Origin of the sequence: Paenibacillus sp. RU5M (assembly GCF_900221055.1) — a bacterium.
Classification (GTDB): Bacteria; Bacillota; Bacilli; order Paenibacillales; family Paenibacillaceae; genus Paenibacillus; species Paenibacillus marchantiae.
Genome location: NZ_OBQM01000023.1, coordinates 1 through 15,469 on the forward strand (window position 1 = coordinate 1; position 15,469 = coordinate 15,469).

General features: G+C 46.4%; 16 protein-coding genes. 10 read left to right on the forward strand and 6 right to left on the reverse strand.

Annotation, left to right across the window (positions count from 1 at the left end):
* Nucleotides 1-229: 229 nt before the first annotated feature.
* Together CRO25_RS34215 and CRO25_RS33740 are read left to right on the forward strand one after the other, a co-directional pair.
* Entirely contained in the window at nt 230-949 is a 720-nt protein-coding gene (locus CRO25_RS34215) for a M23 family metallopeptidase (RefSeq protein ID WP_079697684.1), read from the forward strand.
* A gap of 142 nt (nt 950-1,091) precedes the next feature.
* The gene (locus CRO25_RS33740) at nt 1,092-1,223 is read left to right on the forward strand and encodes a YjcZ family sporulation protein (RefSeq protein ID WP_211754048.1); all 132 of its coding nucleotides are present in this window, start codon (nt 1,092-1,094) and stop codon (nt 1,221-1,223) included.
* Between the two features lie 137 nt (nt 1,224-1,360).
* Here CRO25_RS33740 and CRO25_RS31920 read toward each other — a convergent pair whose 3' ends face one another.
* Complete coding sequence (locus CRO25_RS31920; RefSeq protein WP_079697685.1) at nt 1,361-2,410, reverse strand: HD-GYP domain-containing protein; 1,050 nt, start codon at nt 2,408-2,410, stop codon at nt 1,361-1,363.
* A 124-nt stretch (nt 2,411-2,534) separates the two neighbouring features.
* On the reverse strand, nt 2,535-3,281 hold the full coding sequence (locus CRO25_RS34220; RefSeq protein WP_079697686.1) for a molybdenum cofactor biosynthesis protein MoaE: 747 nt from the start codon (nt 3,279-3,281) through the stop codon (nt 2,535-2,537).
* Between the two features lie 120 nt (nt 3,282-3,401).
* Between CRO25_RS34220 and CRO25_RS31930 the strand changes: the two genes are divergently transcribed.
* The 7 genes from CRO25_RS31930 to CRO25_RS31960 all read left to right on the forward strand — a co-directional run bounded on the left by CRO25_RS31930 (nt 3,402) and on the right by CRO25_RS31960 (nt 10,208).
* The gene (locus tag CRO25_RS31930) at nt 3,402-4,832 is read left to right on the forward strand and encodes a bifunctional UDP-sugar hydrolase/5'-nucleotidase (protein ID WP_079697687.1); all 1,431 of its coding nucleotides are present in this window, start codon (nt 3,402-3,404) and stop codon (nt 4,830-4,832) included.
* A gap of 69 nt (nt 4,833-4,901) precedes the next feature.
* Nucleotides 4,902-6,020, forward strand: coding sequence for an HD-GYP domain-containing protein (locus tag CRO25_RS31935; RefSeq protein WP_063564294.1), 1,119 nt, complete (start codon nt 4,902-4,904; stop codon nt 6,018-6,020).
* 223 nt (nt 6,021-6,243) lie between these two features.
* The gene (gene yfkAB, locus CRO25_RS31940; RefSeq protein ID WP_097115852.1) at nt 6,244-7,380 is read left to right on the forward strand and encodes a radical SAM/CxCxxxxC motif protein YfkAB; all 1,137 of its coding nucleotides are present in this window, start codon (nt 6,244-6,246) and stop codon (nt 7,378-7,380) included.
* A gap of 52 nt (nt 7,381-7,432) precedes the next feature.
* Nucleotides 7,433-8,818, forward strand: a complete 1,386-nt coding sequence (locus CRO25_RS31945; protein WP_372829737.1) for a hemolysin family protein — start codon at nt 7,433-7,435, stop codon at nt 8,816-8,818.
* Between the two features lie 222 nt (nt 8,819-9,040).
* Nucleotides 9,041-9,280 (forward strand): spore coat associated protein CotJA, encoded by a 240-nt coding sequence (locus CRO25_RS31950; RefSeq protein ID WP_063564296.1) that lies wholly within the window; start codon nt 9,041-9,043, stop codon nt 9,278-9,280.
* A complete protein-coding gene (locus tag CRO25_RS31955) occupies nt 9,270-9,545 on the forward strand; it encodes a spore coat protein CotJB (protein WP_063564297.1) in 276 nt (91 codons plus the stop codon). The genes CRO25_RS31950 and CRO25_RS31955 overlap by 11 nt, the downstream gene beginning before the upstream one ends.
* Before the next feature lie 93 nt (nt 9,546-9,638).
* Nucleotides 9,639-10,208: a manganese catalase family protein gene (locus CRO25_RS31960; RefSeq protein ID WP_063564298.1), complete on the forward strand. Its 570-nt coding sequence runs from the start codon at nt 9,639-9,641 to the stop codon at nt 10,206-10,208.
* Nucleotides 10,209-10,427: 219 nt separating this feature from the next.
* Here the strand turns inward: CRO25_RS31960 and CRO25_RS31965 are convergent, their stop codons facing one another.
* From CRO25_RS31965 to CRO25_RS31980, 4 genes are all read right to left on the reverse strand, one after another.
* Complete coding sequence (locus CRO25_RS31965) at nt 10,428-11,420, reverse strand: 3-oxoacyl-[acyl-carrier-protein] synthase III C-terminal domain-containing protein (protein WP_063564299.1); 993 nt, start codon at nt 11,418-11,420, stop codon at nt 10,428-10,430.
* A gap of 54 nt (nt 11,421-11,474) precedes the next feature.
* Nucleotides 11,475-11,825 carry a hypothetical protein gene (locus CRO25_RS31970; protein WP_063564300.1) on the reverse strand — a complete coding sequence of 117 codons (351 nt, stop codon included), beginning with the start codon at nt 11,823-11,825 and terminating at the stop codon, nt 11,475-11,477.
* Nucleotides 11,826-12,011: 186 nt separating this feature from the next.
* On the reverse strand, nt 12,012-12,380 hold the full coding sequence (locus tag CRO25_RS31975; RefSeq protein ID WP_024629113.1) for a carboxymuconolactone decarboxylase family protein: 369 nt from the start codon (nt 12,378-12,380) through the stop codon (nt 12,012-12,014).
* A gap of 13 nt (nt 12,381-12,393) precedes the next feature.
* Nucleotides 12,394-14,025, reverse strand: coding sequence for a thiamine pyrophosphate-binding protein (locus tag CRO25_RS31980; protein WP_063564301.1), 1,632 nt, complete (start codon nt 14,023-14,025; stop codon nt 12,394-12,396).
* Nucleotides 14,026-14,430: 405 nt separating this feature from the next.
* Between CRO25_RS31980 and CRO25_RS31985 the strand changes: the two genes are divergently transcribed.
* Nucleotides 14,431-15,402 carry a Gfo/Idh/MocA family protein gene (locus CRO25_RS31985; RefSeq protein ID WP_079697688.1) on the forward strand — a complete coding sequence of 324 codons (972 nt, stop codon included), beginning with the start codon at nt 14,431-14,433 and terminating at the stop codon, nt 15,400-15,402.
* The last annotated feature ends 67 nt before the right edge of the window (nt 15,403-15,469 follow it).

Sequence of the window (15,469 nt, forward strand, 5' to 3'; positions counted from 1 at the left end):
CAAAACTAAAAGGCATGAGTCCGGTACGGTACCGGATTCATGCCCAACAAGTTGCTTAAAGATATAATGTGTCTAACTTTACGGGGTCACTTCATTGGACGGGTGGTCCTGATTGCAGTAGAAACGAACTGGGATGCTCTATCCTGGGTTTATTTGTAATAAAATAAGATCAATAGCACAAGCCATTTACTAGATTTAAGCATCTAATGATAGAAAAGGATGTGAATACATGAGCATAAATCCGTTTAAGGGATATCGGATTACGAGTTCATTTGGCTATCGAATTCATCCTATTTCTGGTGGTCAGACATTTCATCGTGGAATCGATCTCGTCACAGAGCCATGGAATGGGCCCATACATGCATTTATGGACGGGACTGTACGTTTTGCTGCGGAAGGTGCTACAGGCTCAGGATTCGGTGGTTACGGGCTTACGGTTGCAGTACAGGATCATAGGGGCTACTTGCATTGTTACGCTCACCTTTCCCGAATTGCAGTGAAAGTTGGACAGCAAGTGAAACAAGGACAGCTTCTTGGCAACCAGGGGAGCACGGGTGAAAGCACGGGTCCGCATGTGCATTATGAGGTACGCAAAACGAGCTCCCCTTCGTATGGATACACGGCTAGTGAAAATGGTGTTGTTGATCCAGGGATATATTTGCAATCTGAATATAGTTCGACGGTTGAAGGACAGGAGGGGACCCCAATGACGACGGAGGAAAGGGCACGATTAACAGCGATGGGGAAGATGCTGGAATCCCAGTCAGCCTGGATTCAGCAGCAGAAGAGCATTTCCAGTATGGCTTGTCCGTCTTGGGCTGAGGAAGCTTATCATTACTACCAACCATATATAATGAACGAAACAGGCAGTTATGACTTTTGGAGATTACTTGTCATCATGTATCGTAAGGAGAAGGGAATCAAGGTCTCTTCCAGTTCCTCAGGTTAACGAACAGATCAGGAGTATACGTGAAGATTGATTTAGGCAAAAGCAGGCAGACAACCATTTATTGAATGTTTCCAGTTCGCCCGGTTCATCCCAACGCAAACGTCATATGTTAGGGTATACCTGATGAAGAGGAGGCAATCACATGAGCGAAGTAGGATATGGCTGTGGGGGCAACGTAGGCGGCGTAGGCGGATACAATATGTTCACAAACACGGGTGCGATCTTGGTACTGTTCATTCTGTTGGTTATCATCACTAAAGCATTCTTTATTTAATATGATGAACAAATCGGTATTCAAAAAGGGAAGCCTTAACGGCTCCCCTTATTTGCGTCAAATAATATAACCGTGTAAGAAGTTCACTTGAGCTTGGGTTACTCTAACTGCTGCTGCGCATACCTAAATACTAATGGTTACTGGATATAAATTTCAACGATAGCTACATCTCTTTCCTTCGCTAAATCAATGAAGGCTGTAGAGGTCTGAACGAGTGGGCGGAAGTAATCCGCAGGGTTATTCAAGATAATCAGACCGGTTTCGCCGGTCGTGAGCAGAACCCTTTTGCCAATAAAATTGGGTAGCATGTGTTTGATGAGTTCCTGCGTAACTTCAGCATTCAACTGGCCGAAGCTGAGGCTGTACAGTTCGCATAGCACGGAGATTAATTCCTGCTTGGTCTGATACACCCGATTAGTCGTCATCGCGCTGTACACATCGGCTACAGCCGTTATACGGGCAAATGGATGAATCTCGTCACCTTTCAGTCCGTAAGGGTAGCCGCTTCCATCCTCGCGCTCATGATGCTGGAGGGCAACGGTTGCAAGGATCTCGTCCTGAGTGGACTCTTTGACAATCTCATAACCATATAACGTATGTTTCTTCATTTCTTCGAATTCTTCCGGCGTTAACTTGCCCGGCTTATGTAAAATTTCAGAAGGAATCTTGGACTTGCCAATATCGTGAAGATATCCTGCTTTGGCCACGGTTAGACACTCCTCAGGATTGTAGCCCATCCAGCCGGCGATATAAAAAGCGAGCATTCCGACTTGTAAGGAATGGTTGTAGGTATAGTCGTTATCCCCGTCAAGCATCAGCAGCAAGGAGACAACGTCCTTTTGTTTTTCAAGCTGTCCCGTTAGGGTTATCAGTATTTCATCGACCTGAGTCTCATCAATAAAACCCTTCTCCATCGCTTGTCCAAACAGAGATTCTGTACCTTTGATCGTATCGTTAAACAGGTTAGTTAACAGACGGGTTTGATCGGAAGGTAAGGTTTGTGCATCAGAGTGGAGGTCAGATGTTGTATGCTCTACATCTGCGTAATCGATTCCGTGCTGCAGCAGCTTGGCAATATCATCGTCGCTGAGTGTGGAACCTTTCATCAGCATGTGGAGACCCGAACTGTTGTACACATCATTTTTTAACAGGTCGCCAGTTTTAAGATCAGTAACATGCACTCTCACGTGTAAACCACCTTTTCCTCGACTAATATCGACATATATGATTATAATAACAAGAAAAAAATGGGTTGACAACGACTTATTTACTAATTTCATCACCCGTCGAACAGGTCGAATGACTAGTTATTTAATTGTCTGTGGGGTTCCAGGGTCCTAGTTGATGACCTTTCCACTCGGAACCATCTTCCCATATTTCTTTTTTCCAGATGGGGACATTCTGTTTGAGTCTTTCAATCGCGTAACGGCTTGCATCGTAACAGTCACTGCGATGAGGGGAGGAAACGGCAATAACGACGCTGATCTCCGCTACGTCTACCTTCCCAATCCGATGGCTAATCGCACATTTTACGCCTGGCCAGCGTTCATTGATTTCACTGCCGATAGCTGCCATCTGAGAAAGTGCCATAGGTACATAGGCTTCATATTCAAGATAAACCGTTCGTTGTTGTCCGGTCATTTCACGGGTAGTGCCAACAAAGGTAAGGGCAGCTCCATGGTTTGCCGTAATGACGAGCTCCGTTGTAGCTTCGACGGACAGTGGGGACTGGGTGATCAGAAATAATCCATCATCCGTACGATGCTCAGGATGGGATGAACGATGTCCGTCACCATTCAAATGGGAACCATCTCCTCCCGATACAGGGGGAATTAAGGCGAGTTCATCCTGGGCCTTGATTATAATATCGGCAGAAGCATACTGCTGGTTTACTGCCAGAAAAGAAACACGTATTTGAGCAGCCGCTTCAGGGTAAGCAAGGCCCAGTTTTTCTTTTAATTGCACAGGAGTTGGATCCGTTCCGGGATAATCATATTCAAGCAGGGATGTGCCCAGACGTTCAGCGATTCCTGCAAATAGTTGAATTGTTAATTTCATGGAAATTACTCACCTCTTTTTAATCTCTAAACCCTATAAATATATCATAACGACGCGGAAAATGTTATGCTTATCCATTAGAAGAATGTACGTTATCGACGATAAGAGGGAGGCGGTGTGATGAGCACCAAGAAGGCGCAAACATTAACGATTCTACACACCAATGACATCCATAGTCATTTTGGCTCCATGAGCTCCATCGCCGCCATGATCGGACACGAGAAGGAACAGGCTGGAGAATTTCTGGTAGTGGATATCGGAGATCATATGGACCGGATGGCAGTTGAGACGGAGGGTACCTTGGGGGCAGCCAACGTGGATGTCATTAACCTGACTGGTTATGATGCGATAACGATTGGGAATAATGAAGGACTAACATTTACATCCGAGCAACTGGCGCAGTCTTACTCTGGACTTCTGTGTCCTGTTGTATGTGGAAATGTTGTGGACCAGGCTACAGGCCTGCCACCAGTCTGGATGAAATCCTCTCTCATTTTGGAGAAGGGGCCATTTCGCATCGGTTTGCTTGGTGCTACAGCACCCTTTACCGCTTTTTACGAATTGTTGGGATGGGATGTATTGGACCCGGTAGAGACGCTGCGTGGGCAAGTTGAAGCTTTGCGTCCTCAGGTGGATGTAGTCGTTATCTTGTCCCATCTGGGACTTTCCACAGATCGCAGATTGGCTGAACAGATCCAAGGCATCGATGTCATTCTGGGCGGACATACACATCATGTACTGGAAGAACAATTAATCATTGGTCAGACGGTGCTTGGGGCGGCAGGCAAGTTTGGCCAGTGGCTCGGTAAGGTGGTACTGGAGCGGGAATATGAAGCGAATGAACTTACACTGGTGAGCAGCGGCTGTGTTCCGGTTCAGAACATGTTGCTCGAAGAAAGCGTATCGCTGGCTATAGATACACACCGGACGGAAGCTGAGCGTGCGCTGGGCCAAACAGCCGTTATTACGGACAGGACGCTGACCATTGATTACGATCATGAGTCACCGTTTGCGTCATTGCTTGCCCAGGCAGTTCGGCAGTTCACTGGAGCGCAGTTGTCTCTTGTTAACGCTGGGCAGCTCCTTGGAAATCTTCCGCAGGGGAATATCACGAAGGGAATGTTACATTCCCTATGTCCATCTCCCATTAATGCCTGTACAATATGCTTGAATGGAATTCAGATTCGGGAGGCTCTGGAGCAGTCCCTGTTGTCAGAGTTTTCACGTAAACCGATTATCGGGTTTGGATTTCGTGGGGATATTTTAGGAACATTGTGCATGGATGGTATGGATGTGGAGTATGACCCCCATTCGCCTCCATATGAGAAAATCCGTGCCATATATATTGAGGGCGAGCCGATTCATGATGAACATGAATATGTGGTAGGAACACTCGACATGTTTACCTTTAACGTGGGATATCCGTCCCTTGCTCTTGGAACGGATATATCGTATCGACTTCCTGAATTCATACGTGACCTGCTCGAAACGGAATTAAAAAGGCCTGGGGCGCTGGATGACAGCCTGCGATCCCGTTGGCATAAAATCTAACAAGTACTTGCCTTCTGCTGAAGCGGCGGCTAGTGGAAATTACATCTACGGAGCGGGAGAGGATAGGCTGTGCGTTTAGTACATATAAACCTATTGCAGCCTGGCATGAAGCTGGGGAAACGAATTTATAGTGAAGAGGGTTTGGTTCTGCTGAGTGAGGGAGTGGAGCTGACCAGTCGGTTGATTGGACGTCTGAAGGACCTGGGGATTGGATATGTGTATATTTCGGATGCAGCAACAGAGGATATCATCATTCCGGATATGCTGCAGGAAGAGACCAGGCGCAGAGCGTTGGTTGAGATTAAACAGCAGTTTCAGAGTATGTCGGGTCTCAAAACCAAAAGCCGAATCCCACACTTCGGAAAAGCACTTAGCGGGTTAATGAATACGATTCTGGAGGACATCGGCAGTCAGAAGGAAGCAATGATTATGCTGATGGATATGAACGCCAGTGATTTTGACCTGTATAATCATTCTCTTAATGTATGTGTGTATACGCTGGTTCTTGGTGTGGCATCGGGTTATACCCGCCAGCAATTAATGGAGATTGGTCTGGGTGCCTTGTTACATGATATTGGAAAAACACAGATTGCTCCAGAAATTCTGCACAAGCCTGCCAAATTGAGCGATGAGGAATTTAAAATCATACAGCAGCATACTACATATGGACATCGTATTCTCAAAGACGAACCGGGTATACCGCTCCTTGCTGCCCATTGCGCATTACAACACCATGAACGGATTGATGGCAGCGGCTATCCTTTTGGTTTGAAAGACAAAGAGATTCATGAGTACGCCAAATGGCTGGCTCTTGCCGATTCGTATGATGCGATGACAACCAATCGGGTATATAAACAAGCTTTGCTGCCACATCAAGCTGTGGAAGTATTATACACGGGTTCAGGAACTTTATATGAACAGCGAATGCTGGAGAAATTCCGTGACTGCGTAGCCATTTATCCCTTAGGTATCTCCGTCACGCTGAGTACAGGGGAGGTCGGGGTTGTTGCAGACATCCATACGCGCATTCCGCAACGACCACGTATTCGTGTTCTCAAGGATGCAGACGGACAGACATTAAGTGCACCCTACGAGATCGATCTGTCTACAGCGTTGTCTGTTATGATTACAGGTGTTGAGGGTGTGGAAGACGCTACGCCAGCTTCAGCGCGTGGCGAATTATTTTGATATCCTTACGTCAAATGGCGAATGGGTCAACGCTCATTTCGTAATATCCGGGCCAGCAAGGCCTTGATATTACGCGGGCGTTTTTTGTCATGTAATGGACAGAGCATGCTCATGCCAGAGCACAGGAAATTGTGCTATGATTAAAGATAACTCCAAAAGTTGCAGACGGGGTATGTTGTAAATAAAACTTTTTAGGTTAATAAAAGGAATAAGGTGAAGAACAATGACCATGCTAAACTCAGGATCGGTAGAACCGATGCCTTTATCGCCGACTAATGATCCTTGGGATCCGATCGGCTCTTTGCGTACATATGGACGCCATGTGCTGACCAGTGTAGAAATGACCGTGACTCATCTGTGCAATATGCGCTGCGAGCATTGTGCGGTAGGAGATATGTTAACGATGCGCGAAGCACCTGCGCTTCCGCTGCCTTTGATGATTAAAAGGCTGGATGAGGTTGAGCACCTTCAGACGATCAGTCTGACGGGTGGTGAGCCGAGCTTCAGCCAGAAGACCGTGGATGAGATGATCATTCCGCTCCTCAAATATGCCAAGGAACGGGGCATTCGTACCCAGATTAACTCCAATCTGACGCTGGATTACCGTCGGTACGAGCAGCTTCTGCCTTATCTGGACGTTATGCATATCTCATTCAATTATCTGAATGCCGATGACTTTCACCAAGTCGGGTTTGCCAACAGTGGTAGACCTGTAAAACGGGAAGTCGCGGTGAAGATGTATGAGAAAATGATTGAAAATTCCCAAAAACTCAGTGAAGCGGGCATGTTTATCTCTGCGGAGTCCATGATTAACTTCCGTACTCATGACAAGCTTGAGGGCATTCATCAATTGATCCGTGAGATGGGCTGTGTCCGTCATGAAGTGCATCCGATGTACAATTCGAATTTTGCTTCTTCGCTGCCGGTGCTTTCCCTTGATCATATGAGAGCAGCAATTCATCGTTTGTTAGATGTGCGTGACAAGGATATGTGGATGCTGTTTGGTACACTTCCGTTCTTCGCATGCAGTGCAGCAGAGCAGGATCGCGAACTGATCAACCGCCTGTATAGCGAGCCTAAAGTGACGGTTCGTAATGATCCCGATGGTCGTAACCGAGTTAACGTGAACATGTTCACTGGGAACGTGTATGTTACCGATTTTGCCGACATCCCGGCGTTTGGCAACATTAGTGACCGGAAGCTGGATGACGTATTCCATGAGTGGTCGGCGGAACATCCTTTGAATCAGACAGTGAACTGTCATTGTGATGCTGCTTCTTGCTGCGGTCCGAATCTGCTGGTGGCAGATATGTATTATAAAGGTGTGGATTTCAAATCGAGAAAAGCAATTACACGTTGATATTCCAGGTGTATTCCTGAAATAGAGAGAAAAGGGGAGTTTCGACTTGGGTATTCATACCGAATTTCATCTTGGGCAGTTGGTTTTTAATCTGGTCTGTGTGTTTCTGCTCGTATTTTTGAATGGTGTATTTGTCGCAGCGGAATTTTCTCTGGTCAAAGTTAGACAAACACGCCTCACTCAATTACAGAGTGAAGGGAATAAGTTGGCTGGTTATGCACTGAAGGTGAATGGTAAATTGGATGCCTATCTATCGGCAACCCAGTTCGGAATCACGCTGACATCGCTGGGGCTTGGTTGGCTAGGTGAACCGGCTATTTCCGAATTGCTGGTAGAACCTCTGATGTTCAAGCTTGGTGTAGCGGACACAGGACTTATATCCACGGTATCGGTCATCATTGGTTTCTGTATCATTACGTTCTTGCACATTGTACTGGGTGAGCTTGCGCCCAAATCTCTGGCGATTCAAAAAACAGACGGAGTGGCTTTGTTGCTATCGGCGCCGTTGCTGTTATTTTATAAAATTTTCTTCCCATTCATCTGGGTACTGAACGTATCAGCCAATGCACTGCTGCGTTTGGCGGGCATCGAACCCGCCAGCGAAGGGGAGGCCCATTCGGAAGATGAGCTTCGCATCTTGATGAAGCAAAGTGCGAAGAGTGGTGTTATCGACAAGGATGAAATCAAACTGATGGATAACATCTTTGATTTCTCCGATATGCTGGCACGTGAAATTATGCTGCCACGTACGGATATGGACTGTCTGTACACTCATATGTCGCTGGAAGAAAACCTGAAAATCATTAATGCAACGAAGCATTCCCGTTACCCTGTAGCTGTTGAGGATAAGGATGAGATTATCGGATTTATCCACATTACCGATCTGCTTCTCGCTGAACCAGCCCAGCAGCATGATCTGGCTGCGCTTGTTCGACCAATTCTGAATGTTCCTGAATCGATGGAGATCAGTCATGTACTTCGTCTGATGCAGAAAAAGCACTCCCAGATGACGCTGGTGGTCGACGAATATGGCGGTACAGCCGGCTTGCTGACTGCTGAAGAGATTTTGGAAGAGATCGTTGGTGATCTATATGATGAGTTCGAAGACGAACGTCCGCATATGGAGCGCAGTGGAGAAGCCTTTTCCATCGATGGTCGTTCCCTGATTGAAGAGGTCCATGAATGGACAGGAGCTGTCATTGAGGATGAGGAAGTCGATACGATTGGCGGCTGGCTATTCAAGGAATTGGAAGGCAGCGCGGTCAAAGGTAAAACACGGGAGCAAAACGGTTATGTCTTTGAAGTGGAAGAATCCACCCGTCTCCGAATTACCCGTGTGAAGGTATATAAGCGACCCGATCCTGAAGAAGATAAGGTGGAAATAGAAAAGGAACCAGGTTCGATGCAGGATGATGATCGTGAACGTAACAGGGACTGAGTATTGATGAAATAATCATTGATGCTTATGCCGCCATATCAAATGAAGTGACCTTTGGACACTGCCCAGCGGGGTAAGTTGTTCGAAGGTCTTTTTTTGCGTTCCGCTAAATATGGGATTAACTTGGGGGACAGCGACATATGGTTATAGAGACGGGAAATGAAAGCTTGTAATGTAGGGATGTCGAATGTACCAAATCAGTGATGAAGGAGGCGTTGTTCTGTGTCAGATCCGCAGCTTCGTGCTTACGCCCCTTTTGTGGGGCCGTTTGATCCATGTCCACCGAAGACGATTCGGACGTACCTGGTTCCTCCGCAATTGTTTATCCCATTTCAGCCGATGGGCTGGCCGCAGTACAGTCCCGCAGAAGCTTTAAGAATTGGAACGTTGTGGCCTGCTTTATACAGTCCTTATACACCTGCGAGCTCGAAGGGAAGGAAGGTGGAAGCAGATGGAACCTGAAGCACCCAAAGCCTGTGATGCAAAATACTATGAGCTGCTGGAGGAACTTCAGGCCCTGGATTTTGTATTGGTTGAGCTGAATCTGTATCTGGACACCCACCCGGGCGACTATCAAAGCATCGAGCAATACAACAAATTCAGCCAGGAGCGGATGAGAGTGGCACATGAGTTTCAGCAATTGTACGGACCGCTGATGAACTTTGGGCATGCTTTCTCCAAATATCCGTGGGAATGGTCCCAGACACCATGGCCTTGGCAAGTGTGAGATAACATCCTCGGGTTTCCTTGCAGTCGTTCCAGGCCGGGAACTCGAGGGATCGTAACAGGTAGGATTTGATTTAAAAGAGGAGGCGTCTGCATGTGGGTGTATGAGAAAAAATTGCAATATCCCGTTCGGGTTAGCAAATGTGATCCTCATATGGCGAAATTGCTGGCTGAACAGTATGGAGGCGCAGACGGAGAACTGGCGGCTGCCCTGCGGTATCTGAACCAGCGGTATACAATTCCGGACAAGATTATCGGGCTGTTGAATGATATAGGGACGGAGGAATTTGCTCATCTTGAGATGATTGCAACAATGATCTACAAGCTGACAAAGGATGCGACTGTGGAGCAACTGGAAGCAGCGGGGCTTGGGCCGAACTATGCACAGCGTGATTCTGCTTTGTTCTATACGAATTCTTCCGGTGTACCATTTACAGCAGCCTACATTGCTTCGAAAGGGGATCCAATCGCAGATTTGTACGAGGATATTGCAGCGGAAGAGAAGGCTCGGGCTACATATCAGTGGTTGATCGATCTGACGGATGACGTGGATCTACAGGACAGTCTCAAGTTTCTGAGGGAACGGGAGATTGTGCATTCCTTGCGTTTTCGTGAGGCAGTCGAGATTCTTAAGGATGATCGGGAGACAAAGAAGATTTTCTGATGAGGACAACATATCATTCTCATTGCCGTTCTCTGCAAAGGGAGCGGTTTTTGCGATGAAAGGAACGTTTAGAGCATGCTCCTCGTTGGTTTTGAAGTAATGGGGATGGAATGTTATCCAATGTAAGTTATCATTCAAATATAAAATAATAAAAAAGCAGGACCATCCTTTTTTTGTTAAAAAAGGCTGCCCTGCTTTTTGGAATTCCGTGTCAAGCTCTCAGTATTCAACGACCATGGCAACATTTTGCCACCCAGCTCCGACTGTCCAGAACAGCACTTTATCACCACGCTGAATTTGGCCGGATGTAATGGCTCGATGTAATGCAATAAACGGACTGCTGGTTGAGGTGTACCCGAACTCGTCTCCGATGTAGACGGCAATATCTTCGCCAATGCCAATGTTTTCGGATACAGCACGTATATTGCCAATAGATAATTGGGAGAAACAAGCGGCTTTGATCTCGTCGGCTCCTATCTCGTTACGACTCAGCAAAGTTCGAATCGATTCAGAGGCTGCACCTACACAGATGGAATCATCAAACGGTATGAATTTGACATGGAAGGCCCCCGCGTCAACACCGGTTTGGCCCAGTTTTGCAAGACCTTGTGCCGGGAAAAGAGAATTGCCGTACACACAGGTATCGGTCTGATAGATCGAGTCAATAAAACCGACAGCCTGCTCATTCCGCTCAACAATGACAGCTGCTGCTGCGTCCCCAAAGTTCGCGAAGTATACAGGATCATCCGGACTGGCGTGAGGAGCCACGTAATCCGAGCCAATAATCAAAGCACGACGAATTCTGGGATTGCTCATCATCTGACGGCTAACTTGTTCAAAGGCTGCGGTCATGCCCGCACAGTTGGCATTGCTATCAATGCAGATCGTATGGGATGCCCCGTTAATCAGGCGATGAATCATTAAGGAATTCGTAGGAAAGATGTATTCCGGCGTTTGACTTGCATAAGCAATCAGATCGATATCGGCACCGGTGAGTCCGGTCTTTTCGAGCAAATTACTGGCGGCCTCAAAGGCCATGCTTAGTGAGTTTTCATCATCGTTGTCAATTTTGTAACGTGTATCACGCCCAAGTGCCTTTAACAATCCCCGAATATCTACACCTCTTGCATCAAAATGTTCAATATAAAAGTCATTGCCCACCTTGTTCGTTGGATGATAGATATCGATATCTACAATACGAATTCCAGCCATCTTCATTCTCCTTCTGAGCGGATGGGTGAACCCTCAGCTTGTCCGCCTGGTTTATTAGGTCGTAACCGTGGAGATGATCTCAAGATTTTCCAGTCCGACAGACCGTCCAAGACGGGACAGCTGCATTTTCAGAATGGCATTATTCTCAAGCGTCAACACCACTTTTTTATATTCATCTTTTTTGAACATCTGCAGGCAGCCCTCGAGAAGAGGCACAATTTCCGGAGCGGTAACATTCAACTTTTTGCAATCAATATTCAGCTCATACTCCTTGGTGTTAATCGGAGCGATCGTGTCCTGATATGCCGAGATGGAACGTAAACCGTCTTCTTGAGAGAAAGAGCCCTCCAGTTCAATGTTCAACACCTTGTTCGGAACGTCAGTATTCAGTATAAAACTTCCCATGATTGTTATCTCTCCTTTAAATGAGTTAAGGCTATCCCGCTCACCAAGACATAGGCCTTGAGGCCCTCGCTGAATGCTTCTGAGATGTAGGCGGATTCGAAGGATAATTTAACCATATTATAAAGGTAGAGATGTAATAAGATCAATAAAAAAGTCGAATCGTGTATAAAAATGTAGAAGAGTGAATTATTGGATTTCATCCAGTGTAGCGAGCAATATATTAAAAGCACTGATGATCCGCGGTGCTCCAACACAAGGTGCCAGATGCAGCAAAATTCCTTTGAGCTGATCTACAGTTACACCGACACTTAGCGCCATCGTATAATGAACCCCCAACTGCTCATACTGCCCTTGTGAGATCAGTGAGGAGATAATCGCAACTTCCTTCCATTGATCGGTAATAGTGGTACGTTGAAAAATATCACCGTAAGCCGTTCCCATAATAAACTCGGCGAGCTCAGGGAACTGATCCTTAATGGGTGCCAATGCTTTTGCACCATATTCACCCGAAAGCTTTGCAAAACGCTCCAATCCTTGAGTTACTTGTTCACTCATGCCTATGTTCCTCCTAATTCAAAGTCACGGTACGGTGAGCCGTGGGTGGAATCTCGTCGCGATCGGTAAGAAGCTCAATTACAGTAACTTGGTTCAGCTGCTGCGCGGTCTGTAGAGCAGATGTGAATTCGGCCCGTGTTTCCGCCCGGAAAGCAACAGCGCCGAGAGACTCCGCAAACTTTGCCGCATCCACGGGAACCTCGTACAAGGTGCCATCGATCCGGCCTGTTGTTTTTTCCATGCCTTTCAGTGCCATATCCAGCTGTTTATTGTTCACGACGATGAAGATGACATGCAGATTGTTGCATACAGCAGTGTTAATCTCGGTTCCAAGCATCATGAAGCATCCGTCACCTGTAATGCATACGATGGTTTCTTCCGGTGCGGCAGTCTTGGCCCCAATAGCCATGCCGATGGCATTACCCATGCAGGCAAAGTAGGCGTCAAACACAAAGCTGCCGGGTTTCTTGACTTTATATCGTTGAACGGCATGAAAACCATGACTACCATCATCTACAAACAGCTTATGATCATATGGAAGCAGTTCACTCATTTCTTCCAGCACGGATGCCAGGGACAGGTTCGGCAGATCCGGGAGAGGTACGGTGTAATCTACAGTTGTCGTTTCTTTTGGAACAATAGGTTGTTCTGTCAGTGTACCGAGCAAAAACTGCAGGTTGTCCTTCAAGTCTCCGGTGATATGTAAGGTTTGAGCGTTAAGTATTTTACCAACGAATGTAGGATCAGCGTCGAATTGAATCAGATGTGCAGGATGGTTCTCAGGCTTCAAATTACAGATCGTCATATCACTTAGACGTGAACCGAGTACGATATAGAGATCACTTTGATTCAGTAGTTCATCTGCATGAGGGAAGCCACCAACACCGCAGGGCCCATGATATAGGGGATGATCCCAAGCAATGGCACCTTTTCCGCCAGGAGAAGTAATGACAGGAATATTGAAATGTTCGGCAAAATGGAGCAATTCATCATGGGCTCTGGCGCGGCTGACGCCTTTGCCTGCAATAATTAAAGGATGACTGGACTGTTGAAGTAAGGGGAGGATACGATTCAAGTTGGATACGCTAATCAGGGGTTCTGGCTCCGGGATGACAACCCGAAAGTCAGCAAGCTGTTCGGTTTGTACATCAAAAGGAAGACAGAGATGGACGGGCCCTTTGTTGGGACCGAGTGCAATGGAAAGGGCGTGATTCAATATGGTGCTGAAATGATCACCACGCTCCACCAGTTTGCTGAATAGCGTGGCAGGACGGAACATCTCCGCCAGATCAGCCAAGTAGGAAGAAGAGTCCTGACATTGCGGAAGCCCCAATTCCTGAATGGATTGATGACCCGTAATAAACAGGACGGGCAAATTATTGGCCTTGGCATGGGCTGCAGCGGTGAGCAAGTTGGTTCCGCCCGGACCAGAAGTGGCGAAGGCCACACCCAGTTTCCCTGTTTGGAGGGCATAGCCCGATGCGGCAAAGCCTGAACTGGATTCATGGCGACCTGGAATGAATTCCAAACCGTAATCGACCATTTTCAGGACAGCAGGACAGATGGATTTTCCGATAATACCAAAGACATGAGTAACGCCTAAATTACGCAGAGCTTCTGCCAAATAGTCCGCAACTGTTCTCATGCGGGACACCTCGCTTCACAAAATAGGTTTTTGGACCCACAGGTCAAGTTCCATTTTTGGAGTGTATGTCGTTGTCTAAGGTTGTAAAAGGAAATAAATCCTTGTTAATAGGAAGAGTAGCTTTTTTTGTGGTTTTTTGTCAACCGCTTTTATGAGTATAAGTTCCTGATTCTTAGGTTGGAAACGCTTAATGTCTTGTCCCATATGAGAAAATAAATTGGTTATATATTCCTGCAACGAATTACCTATAAACAAGATTTATAGAATTAAATGTAAAATAATATATAATATGATGTATTTTTTTGTGTAGATCAAATTAGAAGCGTATGCTTTCCATTTCGTCCCGTGCAAGGATTGGCAATATTATGCTTTCTGTTATACTGAAATTCGATGGGAGTGAGTTAAATGACAACGATAAAAATGGCCGTAATTGGTCTGGGCAAAATGGGAATACATATGATACATCAGGCAACAGAGGCAGAACTATCCGAAAAAGTAGAGATTGTAGCAGTGTGCGATTCCAGTGAGGAAAATTTGACATCGTTTGCTTCCTCGCATCCGGAGACGAAGACGTATATGGATTTCAAGCAATTGCTCGACACACATCCGGTTGATCTGCTGTACATAGCAGTTCCACCTAAATATCATTATCCAGTCGTTATGGGGGCATTAAAGCGCAAGATTCATGTATTCTGTGAGAAGCCATTGGCCAATAGCGTGGAGGAAGCTAGAGCAATGCTCGAGGCAGCCGAGAAGGCTGGTGTAGTACATGCAATTCATTTCTCCATGCCGCATGAACCATCAGTAGTGAAATTGCAAGAGCTGATTCGTCAGGAAACGATTGGTGAGATTCGCAAAATCGATCTGATTCTGCAATTCCCTCAGTGGCCACGAGCGTGGCAGCAAAATGCCTGGATTACCAGCCGCGAGCAGGGCGGATTCATTCTTGAAGTGGGAATCCACTGGATTCATATGATCCAAAATGTGTTTGGTGCTATCCGTGTGATTAACAGTGAGGTTCAATTTCCTCAAAATACAGGTGAATGTGAACATGAAATTCAGGCCGCGATGGAGCTAGAGGATGGAACCCGAATTCAATTAAATGGGATTGCTCATTTTGCAGGTGAAGAGCGTGTATCCATGGTGGTTTACGGTACAGAAGGAACGATTGCCTTGGAAAACTGGGACCAACTATGGAGTGGGCGCATCGGAGAGCCGCTTGTTCCCGTCGAAGTAGATGAATCCTTAAGCCAGCTGCCTGTACTTAAACACGTCATTGCCCGTATTCAAGGCCAACCTGCCAAAATATACGATTTCAACGATGGCTATCATGCACAGCTTGTCCTTGAAGCGCTGCGTAATCCGGATCAATCCTGATCGAAAAAGGTACTGAGCTAGAAAAGGATTCATGTTAAATGTTCTTTCATTTTGAAAAAAAGAAGCA